This is a genomic window from Endobacterium panacihumi (genome assembly GCF_050847465.1).
Taxonomy (GTDB): Bacteria; Pseudomonadota; Alphaproteobacteria; order Rhizobiales; family Rhizobiaceae; genus Neorhizobium; species Neorhizobium panacihumi.
Genome location: NZ_JBOZRA010000007.1, coordinates 111,063 through 125,728 on the forward strand (window position 1 = coordinate 111,063; position 14,666 = coordinate 125,728).

Consider the following 14,666-nt stretch of genomic DNA (forward strand, 5'->3'; position numbering starts at 1 on the left):
CTGTACGAGATGGCTTGCGACGATTTCGGAGGCTGGCCTTATCCTGCCCGCACTTGACAGTGCAGGTGTGTGCGGTGTTTCTCCGCATAACATGATTTTTGTAGGAAGGTTTATGTGGCGAGACCTGTGACGACGCCAACCATCTTTGGCCGTGCCTCTCAAAGAGGCACTGTATCGAAGTGTCAGTCTGAAAACCGATGACGATGACCTGGGATCTGAATACGCTTTTTCGACGGCATGCCGCCGGCATTGTGCGCTCTCTGAAGCGCAGAGGTGTCAATGATGAAACGGCTGCGGATCTGACGCAGGATACGTTTGCGCGCGTGCTTGCCCGGCCTCCGCGTGATGCTGCCCAAAATTACAATCCGCAAGCCTATCTCTACCAGGCCGCACGCAATCTCAGCATCAATCACCACCGACGCGAAGCCCTGTTTGAGGCCGTCGCCCTGGATGACGAGGAGGCGATCCAGTTCGCGGATCCGGCGCCGTCGCCCGAACGGATCGTGCATTCCAAGCAAAGTCTGTTGCTGACGCATCAAGCGCTTGGTGACCTGCCGGAACGGACAAGGCTGGCATTTGAAATGCACCGGCTCGGCGAGAGGACGATCGCCGAAATTGCCGAGGAACTCGGCATTTCCAACACTCGGGCTTGGTCGCTGGTGCGCGAAGCGTATAAGCATCTGATCAATCGGGTCGACGTTTTCTGATTTATTTCCAGTTCAATTGTGAAAATTCGCGACGCTCGTTTGTATGAATGGGTAGAGCTGGCATCTCTATCGCCTGCCAAGAGGACAATGATGCGCGAAACGCCGGAACAGGATCGGTTGCTGGATGAAGCGATCGACCTGATCATCCGTTATCAGAACGATCCCGCCAATCCGGTGGCGACGGAATTGATCCATGCCTGGCGTGCGCGCAGCCTGGAGCATGAGGCCGTATGGGCGCGCGTTTCGAAAGTGCATGGCGTCTCAGGCACGATCCTCAACGAACGGCGACGGATCGAACGGCGCGAGAGTTTTGATCTTTCGCGCCGAAATTTCACCATTGGCGGCTTGCTGGCGCTGGGTGCCGGCGCGACCGCCTACACATTTGCGCCCGGCATGATCCTGCAGGCGCGTGCCGATCACATGACCGCCAAGGGAGAGATCCGCAAGGTCGATCTGCCGGATGGCAGCGTCGCGACGCTTGGGCCGGAAAGCGCCATCGCACTCGACTTTCAACCTGACGCGCGACGCATCGATCTCCTCGCCGGCATGTCGTTTTTCGATGTCGCGGCGGATAGGGGGCGGCCCTTTTCCGTGTCTTCCGGGCACGTGAAGGCAACGGCTCTTGGTACCGCTTTCGACGTGTCAAGCGATGCAGGCATCGTGACCGTGTCTGTTGATCATGGCCTTGTCGACATTCGGGCGCCAGATCAGGCGTTTGTTGCCGGCTTGAAACTGATGGAAGGCGAGTGGATGGCTTTCGATCAGGCTTCCGGAAGCATCGATCGCGGCCAGCGGGACCAGGGCCAGATCGCATCCTGGCGCGACAAGCTTATCGTCGCCGAGCGCGAAACCGTATCGGCTCTCGTTGCCCGCATCGGTCGCTGGGTGCCGGGCCGCATCGTCATTGCCGATCCCTTCATCGGAAGCCGGAAGGTCAGCGGTCTTTTCGACCTCAATGACCCCGTGCGCGCGCTTGAAGCCGTCGTGCATCCGGCGGGTGCGCGTGTGCGGCAGATCTCGTCGCTGATGACGGTGATTTCGCCGCTTTGAAAAAACTTGAGTGCAAAGGTGAATATTTCTCCGGCCCGATTGTAACAGGCATAGGGACAGAGAATAGCTCGCCTCCAAGTGGGCCTGTCCGGTAACGATATGAAGCATCGGAGAGGTCGACGATAATGGGGCGCATGACGAGCAAGGTCATATTCGAGGGGATGAAGAGCAGCGCGCTGGCGGTGTCGTTGTGGGTGTCGGCGGCGGTCGGATACGGTCTCGTCGCTCTGCCGCGTCAAGCCGTCGCGCAGCAGCAAGCCTCGTTTGATATACCTGCGGGTCTGCTCAGCCGCGCTCTGACGGCATTTGGGCGCCAGACCGGCGTTCAGGTGACCTATCTTGCCTCCGTTGCAGCCGGCAAAACATCGCCTGGCTTTTCCGGGTCAGCCACGCGCGAACAGGCGCTGGCGAGAGTGCTGGCAGGCTCCGGTCTCGTCTATTCCTTCCCGAATGCCACAACCGTGGCGATTTCCGCACCCGCAGGAGGGGCCGATGGTGTGGCAGCCGATGGCTCTACCATGTTGCGCACCATTCAGGTGGAGGGGCCGGGATCGGACAACAGCACGGTTGCGGCAAGAAACAGCAGCGCGGCGACAAAGCTGGACACGCCCCTGATCGAGACCGCCCGTTCGGTATCGGTGGTGACGCGCAAGGAAATCGAGCAGCGCGGTGTGCAGGATATCGTCGAAGCCGTGCGTTATTCCGCCGGCATTGTCACCGATCGTTCCGGCTTTGACCCGCGTTTCGACACTGTGGAAATTCGTGGTTATGATGCGACATCGACTGGCGACTACAAGGATGGTCTGCGCCAGCCCTACCTCAACTACGGCATGCTGCGCACCGACCCGTATGCGCTGGAACGTGTCGAGGTGGTCAAGGGGCCGGTTTCGGTGCTTTACGGTGCGGGCACGCCGGCCGGCATCATCAACAAGGTTTCGAAATTCGCCAATGGCGAACGCAGCCGTGAAATCGGGACCTCCTACAGCACAGAAGATCGCCGGCAGGCTGCCTTCGATATCGGTGACAGGATTTCTGAAGACAGCGATTTTTCCTATCGCCTCGTCGGCCTGGCACGAGCCGGTGAAACCAACCTCCAGATCGCTGACGATCGATATTTTCTGCAGCCATCGGTAACCTGGGCACCATCGGATCAGACGTCCTTCACCATCTACAGTCTCATCCAGAATTCGAATACGGGAGGCGGTGTCGGCGCGGTGGTCGATCCCGCAGGAAATGTGCTCGACCTGCGATCCAGTGATCCGGACTATGACTACAACAAGATCCAGCAGCGTCAGGTCGGTTACGAATTCGATCATGAATTCAACGATCTGGTGACCTTCAGGCAAAATCTGCGGTATTCCGACATGGATCTGCGCAGCCGCTATCTCACGGTATCCAGTTGGACGGGGACGATGGCGCATCGCACGCCCTGGTCCGTTCGCGACGATACCTGGGTTTTCCAGGTGGACAACCAGCTTGAATGGACTTTCGATACCGGGCCGGTCTCACATACGCTTTTAACCGGCGTGGATTTCATGAAGGTCAAGGGCTCCATCGGTTACGGGTTCGGTGCCGCCGATCCCATATTCGATCTCGATATCAGTAACCCTGTCTATGGCATCGACGGACCGACGGCTCCATACAATTTCCTCCTGCTCGATAGAGACCTGCAGCAGACGGGGATTTATGCCACGGATCAGCTCGAAATCGACAACTGGCGCTTCACGCTCGGTGGTCGATATGCCTGGGCGAAGCAGGGTGCCGATGGAACGCAAGGTGGTGTCGCTTACAGCGAAAACATCGACAAGGGCGCTTTCACGATGCAGACAAGCGCGCTTTACGCCTTCGATAACGGCATTTCTCCCTATGTCAGCTACGCCACGTCCTTTGATCCTGTGACCAATCTTCCGGTTCCCGGTACCAGTCTGAAAGCTGCCGAGGGCGAACAGTTCGAAATCGGCGTCAAATACCAGCCGCCCGGTTCGGACATCCTGCTGTCGGCTGTTGCCTATCATCTCGTCGAAAAGAACAAGCCGGTCCTCGACGATCCTTTGCTTGGAACCTATCGCTCGCTCGGTGAACTGACCAACAAGGGAATCGAGTTGGAAGCGCGCGCGAATTTCGCCGACGGCTGGGACATGGTGGCTGCTTATACCTATGCGCACTCTCGGATCACCGCGGGTACGAATGTCGGAAATGAACCAGCGGTCAAGCCGGCGCATGTCGCCTCGCTTTGGGGCAATTACACGTTCGCGGAAGGAACGGCACTCGACGGTTTATCCGCCGGAGCCGGTATTCGTTACGCAAGCTCTGCCTATACCAGTGAGGCCAATACCCGAAAAAACGACGCGACATTGTATGTGGATGCTGCGCTCAACTACAATTTCGGTGCGATCGACAAAAAATATGACGGCCTGACCGCGGCATTCAATGTCCGAAACCTCGGCGACAGCAAGGACGTGGTGTGCAACGGGACATATTGCTCTCTGGCGCAGGGGCGCAATTTTACTGGCTCGTTGAAATATCGCTGGTAATGGCGACGAAGGTTCAGATCTCCCGTCGGTTGTTGATGACCATGGCATTGGCGATGCCGTGGTCTGCTTCAAGGCCTGCGCGTGCTGAGACCGGGGGGATCGCGTCGCTTGATTACGGTCTCGCCTCCACCATGCTGATGCTGGGCATCGCCCCGGCAGCCGTGGTGGCACGCGCGGACTGGCAGCAATGGGTTGTCGATCCGGTCATGCCGGAAAGCGTCGCAGATCTCGGCACCGCGACCGAAATCAATCTGGAAGTGCTGGCGAGGTTGAAGCCGGCGCTCATTCTCAGCACGCCGTTTCTGGCTGCGTCGCGATCCCGTCTGGAGACAATTGCGCCGGTGAGGGAGTTCGACGTCTATACGGGGGGAGGCAACGCATTGCCGGCCTCCTTCGATGCCACACGGCAACTCGGGAAATTGCTGCAGCGGGAAAACCAGGCCGCGGATTTTCTGGTCCGCGCTGATGCCACCTTTGAGAATTGCCGCCGACGAATTGTGAGACGGCCGGCACCGCCGGTGGCGCTCATCACCATGATGGATGAACGTCACGCCCGTATCTATGGTGGGCCGGGGCTTTACCAGGGAACGCTTGAACGGCTGGGCGTCAAAAATGCCTGGCAGGCCGAGACCAATTTCTGGGGTTTTCAGACGGTCGCCATCGAACAATTGATCAGCCTGCCCGACAATGCCCATCTGATGATTTTCGAGCCGCTGATGCCGCCAGATATCCTGCTGCGCCTCGGCGATAGCCCTCTCTGGCGCAACCTGCCATTCGTGCGTGCGGGCCGCGTATCCGTGCTGCCTGGCGTATTGATGTTCGGCATGGTGCGTGAGGCCATGCGCTTTGCCGAACTGCTGACGGAGCGGTTGGAGCAGCTCAGTTGATGCCTCTTATCTCCTTCAGGTCGCCTGTCGCCGTTGTTCTCCTGCTGTTTTGTCTGGGATTGTTGCTCGCTGCCTGGAACATCGGCTCGGATGTTTGGCGGTTGTTCGAACCTGCGGAAAATTACGATCCCAGGCGGATGATGTTGGCCTATTCTGTCTTGCCGCGCCTGGTCACTGCGCTGACCGTGGGCGCCGCGCTGTCGCTTTCCGGGGTCATGCTGCAGCAGGTCTTGCGCAATCCGCTTGCCTCACCGACCACGCTCGGCACGTCTGCCGGGGCCAATCTCGCCATGGCGGTGACAATCCTGTTCGTGCCATCACTGCAAGGGTTCGGTCGCGATACGATCGCGATTGGCGGTGCTGCCCTCTCTGCCTGTCTGGTGCTTGCGATCGGCAGCCGAAAAGGAGCGTCGCCGCTATCCTTCATTCTGTCGGGATTGATGGTCGGTCTGTGGTGCAGCGCGCTTTCAGCCGTATTCATCCTGATGAACGATCGTTATCTTTCGGGCCTGTTCCTCTGGGGGGCAGGCTCGCTCGCCCTTCAGGGATGGTCGGTGCCGCTGTCACTCCTTCCCAAGGTCATCGCTTGCGCCTTGGCCGCCGGTCTTATGGTTCGACCGATGGCGCTGATGGAACTGGGTGATGCCGGTGCGATTTCTGCCGGTCTTTCGGTCCGCAGGGTGCGGGTGATGGCGATCGTTGTCGCCGTCATTCTGTCGGCGTTGGTGACCAGCGCCGTTGGTGTCATCGGTTTTGTCGGCCTTGTTGCGCCGTCGATTGCCCGGCTTGCAGGGGCAAGGCGGTTTTCCCGGCAGATCCTCTGGTCACCCTTGATCGGTGCCGGGCTTCTGCTGGTCACCGATGAAGCGGTCAAGCTTTTGTCCGCCGTCACCGGTGCCCTGCTGCCGACGGGTTCGATGACGGCGCTGTTGGGGGCGCCGGTCATTCTTTTGCTGCTTGCCCGATTGCCGTCGGAGAATGGTCGCCCGCCCAATCTCGGGGAAGGGCGCGGCCACAGATGGCATACGCCGCGCTTCATTCCGGTCCTGTTCGTCGCCGCACTTCTCATCGCGGTTATTGCTGTTCTGCTTGTCGGGCGGACTGGGAACGGACACTGGGAAATTCTGCCTCTTGCCGAGTGGCGGAGCATATTGCCCTATCGCTGGCCACGGGTTGTTGCCGCGTTTTCGGCAGCGGTCATGCTGGGTGCCAGCGGTGTCATCCTGCAGCGGCTGACCGGTAACGAAATGGCCAGCCCCGAACTTCTCGGCATTTCCGGCGGTGCGACCACCGGCGTGGCGTTGGCGCTGTTTACGATAACCTCGGCCGGATTTACCGTTCAGTTGGGCTTTGCGGCATTCGGTGCACTGGCCGTTCTGGTGGTGGTGCTTATTCTCGGGCGGCGATCGGGATTTTCACCGGAGCGCGTATTGCTGGCTGGTGTGGTGCTGACGGCCATGCTCGATGCGCTCATCGGATTCCTCGCGGCCGGTGGTGACCCACGCGCGATGATGTTGATCGGCTGGATGGCCGGCTCCACCTATCTCGTAAACGAGACATCGGCGCTTTCGGCTCTGGCCAGTGCGATGCTATTGGCCGCATTGGTATTGCCGGCAACGCGCTGGCTGACGCTGTTGCCTCTGGGTCGGGACGTTTCTCAGGGCGTCGGTGTGAAGGTGCCGCTCGCCCGCGCTGTGCTTCTGCTCCTGTCAGCCGTAATGACAGCAGCTGCAACACTTGTGGTCGGTCCCTTGAGCTTCGTCGGCCTCGTCGGGCCGCATATCGCCCGCGAACTGGGTTTTCGCAGCGCTTTGGCTCAACTGGCGGGTGGGGCGCTGGCGGCCGGTTTTTTGATGCTGATTGCCGATTGGCTGGGCCGTATGATTGCTTTTCCCTACCAGATTCCGGCGGGCCTGATTGCGGTCCTGCTCGGCGCGCCGCTGCTGATCTCCATACTGATGAAGAACAGTGAAAGCGGCTCACGGCGGTGGCTCCGATGAGGAACGGCAGGGAGCGTCCTGTCGTAATCGTCGGATGAATGGCGTATTGCTCAAACCGTCGTTGCGGGTGTGAATTTGGCAATGATCGCGTGGTGCTCGGCAGGATAGGTAAACCTCACGAAGGTGACAGGTCCCTGATCGCTCCAGGTTTTCCTCTGCACGACGAGACAGGGAGCGCCTTTTGCGATTTTCAGCTGGACTGCGTGATCGTCATCCGCTGCGATCGCATAGATCCTGTGTTCGGCGGTAATCCATGGAACTTGAAGCTGAAGCCATTTGCCAGGCGGGATTGCCGAGAAATCGATCTCGGAAGCGGCGGGGACGACGTCGAGATTGATGATGCGCTCTTCCAGGCAGAAAGCGATGTCGCCGGCATGGTGCACGCACACGATTTCATTGACGCTTCCGGTCTTGCCGAGGCCAAGGGTCTCGATCTCCGTCTTGTCATTCCGGCGCTTTCGGCTGGACACGAGGGTGAAGCTGTACTCCCGCTTCAGCGCGATGACTTCCGACTCGATGTCGTGGATTTCCAGTATGGCTGACTGGGTCCGAGGCTGAGCGACGACGCTGCCGGAGCGCTTGCGCCTTTCTATCAGGCCGGCGCTGGCCAGCTGCGACAATACCTTGTTCACGGTCATCCGCGATACGCCGTAGGACTTTGCCAAATCCACCTCGAAGGGCAGGCGGAAGCCCGGTGGCCAGTCCCCCGAAATGATTAGCTTTTCAATGTCGCCGAGTATGCGACGATGCAGCGTGGCCGTGCTCGGCGACTTGGGTGTCATGGATGGTCCTGCAGCTTCTATCGTTCTTCCGTCTTCAGCCCGCAGCACTTTTCTTACGCGTCGCGTGAGTTCAGCCTTCTCGGGCGTGAGGCTGGCCGATGGATCTTCGATTTTATCTGGCGACCCTTTGCGGCGCAGTTTTTACCCTGAACACACACGGTGTCCACCCTGATGCATCGCTTCCGCATGCGTCGGTGGTCTTGAGTGTCAGGTCTCCTCTTCACTCTTTACTCATGGTCAGAAAATTCTTGCTCATATCGTTTTATGTATATACATAATTTGCGTCAGACGAAAAGGAGGGTCAGGACATGCTTGCACGCAGGCTGGTTCTGAGAAATGCGCGCCTGGCGACGCTCGATGAAACGCATTCCGGGCTGGGCCTCATAGAGGCGGGTGCGCTTGTAGCCGAAAACGGCATCGTTGTTTATGTGGGGCCAGAGGCGGCCCTGCCGGCAGAATTGTGTGGAGACGATGCGGAACTGCTCGACCTGCAGGGGCGGTGGGTGACACCGGGTCTGATCGACTGCCACACCCATCTTGTCTACGGCGGCGATCGCGCAATGGAATTCGAGATGCGTGTGGCGGGAGCGACCTATGAGGAAGTCGCCCGCGCCGGCGGCGGGATCGTCTCTTCGGTCAAGGCGACGAACGCACTCTCGGTGCAGGAACTCGTTGCCGCCACACTGCCGCGTCTGGACGCGCTGATTGGAGAAGGCGTCTCGACCGTTGAGATAAAATCCGGTTACGGGCTGTCCATCGAAGGTGAATTGAACATGCTTCGTGCCGCCCGCGCACTGGAAGAGGTGCGACCGGTGCGCATTCTCACCTCGTATCTTGCCGCCCATGCAACGCCCGTCGAATACAGGGGGCGCAACGGCGACTACATCACGGAGGTCGTGCTGCCGGGCATGGACGAGGCATATGCCGCAGGCCTGATCGATGCGGTCGATGGCTTTTGTGAGGGGATCGCTTTTTCGGTGGATGAAATGCGCCGTGTTTTCGACCACGCCAAACGACTGGGAATTCCGGTCAAGCTGCATGCGGAACAGCTTTCAGAGCTTGGTGGTGCGCAGATGGCGGCGTCCTATGGGGCGCTCTCTGCTGATCACCTTGAATATCTGACCTCCGAAGGTGCCGCTGCAATGGCGCGGGCAGGCACGGTTGCAGTCCTTTTGCCAGGCGCGTTTTATGCATTGAATGAAACCCGCAAGCCACCGGTTCAGGCGTTGCGCGATGCCGGCACAAAAATCGCGGTCGCGACCGATTGTAATCCCGGCACCTCGCCGCTGACCTCTTTACTGCTCGCCATGAACATGTCCGCCACCCTGTTCGGGCTGACCGTCGATGAATGTATTGCCGGCGCGACACGAGAAGCCGCACGGGCACTCGGCATCTTGTCGAAGACAGGAACGCTTGAGGTGGGCAAGTCGGCGGACCTTGCCATCTGGGACATCCAGCGTCCCGCCGAACTTGTCTACCGCATCGGCTTCAATCCGCTCCATGCCCGCATCTTCAAGGGCCACAAGGTGACAGAATGACGATCTTACTTCATCCCGGGCAGGTTCCGCTCGCCGACCTCGAAACCATCTATTGGAACAACGGTTCGGCCGTGCTCGATCGATCCTTCGATGCAGGGATCGAGAAAGCTGCCAAGCGCATCGCAGAAATTGCCGCGGGTAACGCCCCGGTCTACGGCATCAATACCGGCTTCGGCAAGCTTGCCTCGATCAGGATCGACAGCACCGACGTTGCAATGTTGCAGCGCAACCTCATCCTTTCACATTGCTGCGGCGTTGGTGCTCCCTTGCCCGAGAACGTCGTGCGCCTGATTATGTCGCTGAAGTTGATTTCACTTGGTCGTGGTGCATCCGGTGTGCGCCTTGATCTCGTCCGGTTGATCGAGGGCATGCTTGAAAAGGGCGTGATCCCGCTTATTCCGGAAAAGGGGTCGGTTGGTGCTTCGGGGGATCTTGCCCCGCTTGCGCATATGGCGGCGGCGATGATGGGAGAGGGCGAAGCGTTTCTGTGCGGCGTTCGCATGACATCATCAGAAGCCTTGTCGAAGGCGGGTCTCAAGCCCGTTATGCTGGCGGCCAAGGAGGGTCTGGCGCTCATCAATGGCACACAGGCATCGACGGCCCTGGCTTTGGCTGGTCTCTTCCGCACACATCGCGCGGCGAAAACGGCTCTTGTCACCGGCGCACTTTCGACTGACGCGGCGATGGGTTCCTCCGCGCCGTTTCATCCCGACATTCATACTCTGCGTGGTCACAAGGGGCAGATCGATGCTGGTGCGGCTCTGCGCAAACTTCTCGCGGGATCAAAGATCCGGGAAAGCCATATCGACGGTGATGAACGCGTGCAGGATCCCTATTGCATTCGTTGTCAGCCGCAGGTCGATGGCGCCTGCCTCGACTTGTTGCGTCAGGTTGCGCGAACGCTGGAAATCGAGGCCAATGCGGTCACCGACAACCCGCTGGTGCTGTCCGACGACGAGGTGGTGTCCGGCGGGAACTTTCATGCCGAGCCGGTGGCATTCGCGGCAGACCAGACCGCGCTGGCGATATGCGAGATCGGCGCCATTGCCCAGCGTCGTATCGCACTTCTCGTCGATCCCGCCTTATCCTACGGATTGCCTGCTTTTCTCTCGAAGAAACCGGGATTGAATTCCGGCTTGATGATCGCCGAGGTGACCTCTGCTGCATTGATGAGTGAGAACAAGCAGATGTCTCATCCAGCCTCGGTGGACTCCACACCGACCTCGGCCAATCAGGAAGACCATGTGTCCATGGCATGCCATGGCGCACGCCGACTGTTGGCGATGACGGATAACCTGTTCGCCATCCTTGGTATCGAGGCGCTGGCCGCCGTTCAGGGAATAGAGCTGCGCGGCCCGCTTTCGACAAGTCCGGAGCTGCAGAAAACAGTTGCGGTTCTGCGTGCCTCTGTGCCGACGCTGGAGGACGACCGGTACCTGGCGCCCGACCTTCAGGCGGCGAGCGAACTGGTTGCGTCCGGTGCTTTGGCCGGGTCCATTTCGCCCGGCATCCTTCCGGTGCTGGAGGTTGACCACGGGTCTTGTCAACGCCACGCAGGGTTCTGGCCCCTGCGTCTGAATTCAGGAACAAGTGGGAGGAAAGTCATGAACAATCCGCGTCACAACATCCGCGAGGTGCGCGCACCGCGCGGCAGTGAGCTCAATGCCAAGAGCTGGATGACGGAAGCGCCGTTGCGCATGCTGATGAACAATCTCGACCCGGATGTCGCGGAAAACCCGCACGAACTGGTCGTCTACGGCGGGATTGGCCGTGCCGCCCGCACTTGGGATGATTTCGATCGCATCGTCGGCACGCTGAAGACCCTCGGCGACGATGAAACGCTGCTCGTGCAATCGGGCAAACCGGTCGGCGTATTTCGGACCCATAAAGATGCGCCGCGTGTGCTGATCGCCAATTCCAATCTGGTTCCGCATTGGGCCACCTGGGACCATTTCAATGAATTGGATAAACGAGGTCTCGCCATGTATGGCCAGATGACTGCCGGTTCGTGGATTTATATCGGCACGCAGGGCATCGTGCAGGGCACCTATGAGACCTTTGTCGAGGCTGGTCGCCAGCATTATGGCGGCAATCTCAAGGGCAGGTGGATCCTGACCGGCGGTCTCGGGGGCATGGGCGGCGCCCAGCCGCTTGCTGCAGTCATGGCCGGCGCCTGTTGCCTGGCCGTCGAATGCGATGAAACCCGCATCGATTTTCGCCTGCGCACCCGTTATGTCGATGCCAAGGCCAGGACGCTCGATGAAGCGCTGGCGATGATCGCCGAGTGGACAGCGAAGGGTGAGGCCAAATCGGTTGGCCTGCTCGGCAATGCCGCCGAAATATTTCCGGACCTAGTCAACCGCATGCAGGCGGGCGGCCCGCGCCCCGATATCGTCACCGACCAGACCTCGGCGCATGATCCGCGCAACGGTTACCTGCCGGTAGGCTGGACAGTAGAGGAGGCCAAAGCCAAGCGTGAGTGCGATCCGAAATCGGTAGAAATCGCGGCGCGCGCTTCGATGAGAGCCCATGTCGAAGCCATGGTTGCCTTCTGGGATGCCGGTGTGCCGACGCTTGATTACGGCAACAATATCCGTCAGGTCGCCAAGGACGAAGGTTTTGAAAACGCCTTTGCCTTCCCCGGTTTCGTACCGGCCTATATCCGCCCGCTCTTCTGCCGCGGCATCGGACCGTTCCGCTGGGCAGCCCTCTCCGGCGATCCGGAGGATATCTACAGAACCGACGCAAAGGTGAAGGAACTGCTGCCTGACAACAAGCACCTACACAACTGGCTGGACATGGCTCGCGAACGCATTGCCTTCCAAGGTTTGCCCGCCCGCATTTGCTGGGTAGGTCTCGGTGATCGCCACAAGCTCGGCCTCGCCTTCAACGAAATGGTGCGCAATGGCGAGCTTTCCGCTCCGATCGTCATCGGTCGCGACCATCTTGATAGCGGTTCCGTCGCCTCACCCAACCGGGAGACGGAGGCGATGAGGGACGGTTCGGATGCCGTGTCCGACTGGCCGCTGCTCAACGCACTGCTCAATACCGCATCGGGCGCCACATGGGTGTCGTTGCATCACGGCGGCGGTGTCGGCATGGGTTTCTCGCAGCATTCCGGCATGGTGATCTGTGCCGACGGTTCGCAAGATGCCGATCGCCGGCTGGAACGTGTGCTGTGGAACGATCCGGCCACCGGCGTCATGCGCCATGCCGATGCGGGTTATGACATAGCGCTCGATTGCGCGAAGGAAAAAGGCCTGCGACTTCCCGGCATTCTGGGAAACTGAGCCATATGCAAGTCCTGCGCTCGTCGCACTGCAGACGCATGCCGTGGAAAAGCGGCAAGGAGGAAACGACGGAGATCGCCGTTTTCCCTCCCGATGCATCGATCGATGATTTCGACTGGCGTATCAGCATGGCGACAGTTGCGCCGGACGATCCGTTCCCTCGCTCTCCACGGAAGGGCGCTCGCCTGTAGACGTTCTGCCGAGAACTGCGCCGCATGCGTACCCTGCAGATATATCGGCGTCCGCTCACATTCTTGGCTCCACACTTGGGTGACCAGACCTATTTCAAGCCAATTGTGGTCGCGCGTGGCTGCCTCCTTTCCGGGCGAAAATGAAATATACCAAGGTGCAAACAGCGCATTTATTGGGCATGATAATGAGATGATGTAAAAATAGACATTTATCAAAAAACTGCTTGACGATCTCAATCAAATTATAGTTGACTACCTCAATCAAATGACTGGGGCGTCGGATGGATGAGACGGTTAAAAATGGCGGTTCGGAATGGCCTGGCGAAGGGTTGGTTGTTTCGCCTGAAACCATCGACCTTGACGTTTTGCACGACACGTTCAGCTACTTCATCCGTGACATCAACATTGCCGTCAGCCGAGATTGGGATGCGCGGATTGCCGACATGGAGGACATTCGCGGCACGGGCAAGGTTACCGCGCTTTTCATGATCGCCAACTATCCCGGCATTCACCCGTCCGCGATTGCCCAGATCAATCTGCGCGATCGCGCCGAGGTGGCCCGGACTTTGAACGGGCTGGAGAAGGCGGGTCTCATTCACCGCAAAACCGGGCGCAAGGATTCCCGTTCATGGTCTCTCTTCCTGACGGAAGAAGGTGAGAAATGCGTGGTGGAACTGCGCAAGCGCATTCAGGAATCTCGTAAATTCCTCTGCGATATCTCCGATGACGAATACGAGCAGGCGATGAATGTGCTGCGCCGGATCTATTGGCGTCTCGTCATGGCGCCGCATCCGGTGGGAGAGCGCTGATGGAGGACAGGGTCGCACTCATTAGCGGCGCCGGTCGCGGAATAGGCAGAGCTATCGCCGAGCGCCTGGTTGCTGACGGGTGGAAACTGTCGCTCGGTCTTCGGCAGCCGCAAGAGCACTGGCATGGGAATGCCGCGATACACACGCATGCCTACGACGCCCTAAAAGGCGGCGAGGCGCAATGGGTTGATAAGGCACTGGCACGTTTTGGCCGCATCGATGCGGTTATTGCCAATGCCGGGATCATGATCGCCAAATCCGTTGTCGAGATAGATGACGAGGATCTGGATGCCATGTGGGCGGTGAATGTCAGGGCGCCGCAGCGTTTGGCGAAGGCTGCATTTCCTGCCTTGTCGGTGTCCGGTCGTGGCCGCATTGCCATCATCGCATCACTATCCGGAAAGCGCGTGGCTTCGGTCGATTCCTCTGCCTATGCGCTGACCAAGCACGCGGCTGTGGCGCTGGCTCACGGATTGCGCCAAGCGGGCTTTGAAAAGGGCATCCGCACCACCGCCATCTGCCCGGGTTTCGTGGCGACCGATATGGGGCTGGCGCTCGCCGCGGAGAATGCCGATGCGATGACGCGCCCGGAAGAAGTCGCCGACATCGTTGCTTATGCCATCAACCTGCCGAACCGCGCGAGCGTTGCGGAAATGACCGTCAACTGGCGGGCCGAACAACTTTATTGAGGAGATTAGGGCGCCTTGCCGGGCGCAACGAACTCGACCGCGCTGCGGTCGCAGATTGAAAAAAGAAGTCGGAGAAGGCGCGTCCTTACAACCGGCCATCAGGGGCAAGCCCCTGTTTAGGGAGTCATAAGTACCTGCCCGGCCAACCGGGCAAGGATTGCATCGTTCGAAATTTATGAACGCCAACAA

At 59.4% G+C, this 14,666-nt stretch carries 11 protein-coding genes and 1 pseudogene; 11 read left to right on the forward strand and 1 reads right to left on the reverse strand.

Translation table 11 applies throughout. The features are described from left to right. Window positions 1-197 precede the first annotated feature (197 nt). The 5 genes from ACRQ1B_RS24000 (at window position 198) to fhuB (ending at window position 7,178) form a co-directional block, all read left to right on the forward strand. Window positions 198-707, forward strand: a complete 510-nt coding sequence (locus ACRQ1B_RS24000) for a sigma-70 family RNA polymerase sigma factor (protein ID WP_432296652.1) — start codon at window positions 198-200, stop codon at window positions 705-707. Window positions 708-794: 87 nt separating this feature from the next. Further along, window positions 795-1,757: a FecR family protein gene (locus tag ACRQ1B_RS24005; protein WP_432296653.1), complete on the forward strand. Its 963-nt coding sequence runs from the start codon at window positions 795-797 to the stop codon at window positions 1,755-1,757. Between the two features lie 134 nt (window positions 1,758-1,891). Continuing rightward, window positions 1,892-4,291, forward strand: coding sequence for a TonB-dependent siderophore receptor (locus ACRQ1B_RS24010; RefSeq protein ID WP_432296654.1), 2,400 nt, complete (start codon window positions 1,892-1,894; stop codon window positions 4,289-4,291). Next, window positions 4,291-5,178 carry an ABC transporter substrate-binding protein gene (locus ACRQ1B_RS24015; protein WP_432296655.1) on the forward strand — a complete coding sequence of 296 codons (888 nt, stop codon included), beginning with the start codon at window positions 4,291-4,293 and terminating at the stop codon, window positions 5,176-5,178. The genes ACRQ1B_RS24010 and ACRQ1B_RS24015 overlap by 1 nt, the downstream gene beginning before the upstream one ends. After that, the gene (fhuB, locus tag ACRQ1B_RS24020) at window positions 5,178-7,178 is read left to right on the forward strand and encodes a Fe(3+)-hydroxamate ABC transporter permease FhuB (protein ID WP_432296656.1); all 2,001 of its coding nucleotides are present in this window, start codon (window positions 5,178-5,180) and stop codon (window positions 7,176-7,178) included. Before ACRQ1B_RS24015 ends, fhuB begins: the two co-directional genes overlap by 1 nt. A 50-nt stretch (window positions 7,179-7,228) precedes the next feature. On the opposite strand, the gene hutC is transcribed toward fhuB, so the two are convergent. Next, window positions 7,229-7,960: a histidine utilization transcriptional repressor HutC gene (hutC, locus tag ACRQ1B_RS24025; protein WP_432296657.1), complete on the reverse strand. Its 732-nt coding sequence runs from the start codon at window positions 7,958-7,960 to the stop codon at window positions 7,229-7,231. A gap of 308 nt (window positions 7,961-8,268) precedes the next feature. On the opposite strand from hutC, the gene hutI reads away from it, so the two are divergent. From hutI to ACRQ1B_RS24055, 6 genes and pseudogenes are all read left to right on the forward strand, one after another. Next, complete coding sequence (gene hutI, locus ACRQ1B_RS24030; RefSeq protein ID WP_432296658.1) at window positions 8,269-9,498, forward strand: imidazolonepropionase; 1,230 nt, start codon at window positions 8,269-8,271, stop codon at window positions 9,496-9,498. Beyond that, a pseudogene (gene hutH / locus ACRQ1B_RS24035) lies at window positions 9,495-10,985 on the forward strand (histidine ammonia-lyase); the annotation flags it as partial. The gene hutI and the pseudogene hutH, both read left to right, overlap by 4 nt. A 117-nt stretch (window positions 10,986-11,102) precedes the next feature. Further along, the gene (hutU, locus tag ACRQ1B_RS24040; RefSeq protein WP_432296800.1) at window positions 11,103-12,788 is read left to right on the forward strand and encodes a urocanate hydratase; all 1,686 of its coding nucleotides are present in this window, start codon (window positions 11,103-11,105) and stop codon (window positions 12,786-12,788) included. A 38-nt stretch (window positions 12,789-12,826) separates the two neighbouring features. Further along, window positions 12,827-12,979, forward strand: coding sequence for a HutD family protein (locus tag ACRQ1B_RS24045; protein WP_432296659.1), 153 nt, complete (start codon window positions 12,827-12,829; stop codon window positions 12,977-12,979). Between the two features lie 281 nt (window positions 12,980-13,260). Then, window positions 13,261-13,788 carry a MarR family winged helix-turn-helix transcriptional regulator gene (locus tag ACRQ1B_RS24050; RefSeq protein ID WP_432296660.1) on the forward strand — a complete coding sequence of 176 codons (528 nt, stop codon included), beginning with the start codon at window positions 13,261-13,263 and terminating at the stop codon, window positions 13,786-13,788. Next, window positions 13,788-14,477 (forward strand): SDR family NAD(P)-dependent oxidoreductase, encoded by a 690-nt coding sequence (locus ACRQ1B_RS24055; protein ID WP_432296661.1) that lies wholly within the window; start codon window positions 13,788-13,790, stop codon window positions 14,475-14,477. The genes ACRQ1B_RS24050 and ACRQ1B_RS24055 overlap by 1 nt, the downstream gene beginning before the upstream one ends. The last annotated feature ends 189 nt before the right edge of the window (window positions 14,478-14,666 follow it).

Coding starts and splice junctions, on each gene's coding strand:
- hutU (WP_432296800.1), top strand. CDS start 11,103: ATGAACAATCCGCGTCACAACATCCGCGAGGTGCGCGCACCGCGCGGC.
- ACRQ1B_RS24005 (WP_432296653.1), top strand. CDS start 795: ATGATGCGCGAAACGCCGGAACAGGATCGGTTGCTGGATGAAGCGATC.
- ACRQ1B_RS24050 (WP_432296660.1), top strand. CDS start 13,261: ATGGATGAGACGGTTAAAAATGGCGGTTCGGAATGGCCTGGCGAAGGG.
- ACRQ1B_RS24000 (WP_432296652.1), top strand. CDS start 198: ATGACGATGACCTGGGATCTGAATACGCTTTTTCGACGGCATGCCGCC.
- hutI (WP_432296658.1), top strand. CDS start 8,269: ATGCTTGCACGCAGGCTGGTTCTGAGAAATGCGCGCCTGGCGACGCTC.
- ACRQ1B_RS24010 (WP_432296654.1), top strand. CDS start 1,892: ATGACGAGCAAGGTCATATTCGAGGGGATGAAGAGCAGCGCGCTGGCG.
- ACRQ1B_RS24045 (WP_432296659.1), top strand. CDS start 12,827: ATGCCGTGGAAAAGCGGCAAGGAGGAAACGACGGAGATCGCCGTTTTC.
- hutC (WP_432296657.1), bottom strand. CDS start 7,960: ATGACACCCAAGTCGCCGAGCACGGCCACGCTGCATCGTCGCATACTC.
- ACRQ1B_RS24055 (WP_432296661.1), top strand. CDS start 13,788: ATGGAGGACAGGGTCGCACTCATTAGCGGCGCCGGTCGCGGAATAGGC.
- ACRQ1B_RS24015 (WP_432296655.1), top strand. CDS start 4,291: ATGGCGACGAAGGTTCAGATCTCCCGTCGGTTGTTGATGACCATGGCA.
- fhuB (WP_432296656.1), top strand. CDS start 5,178: ATGCCTCTTATCTCCTTCAGGTCGCCTGTCGCCGTTGTTCTCCTGCTG.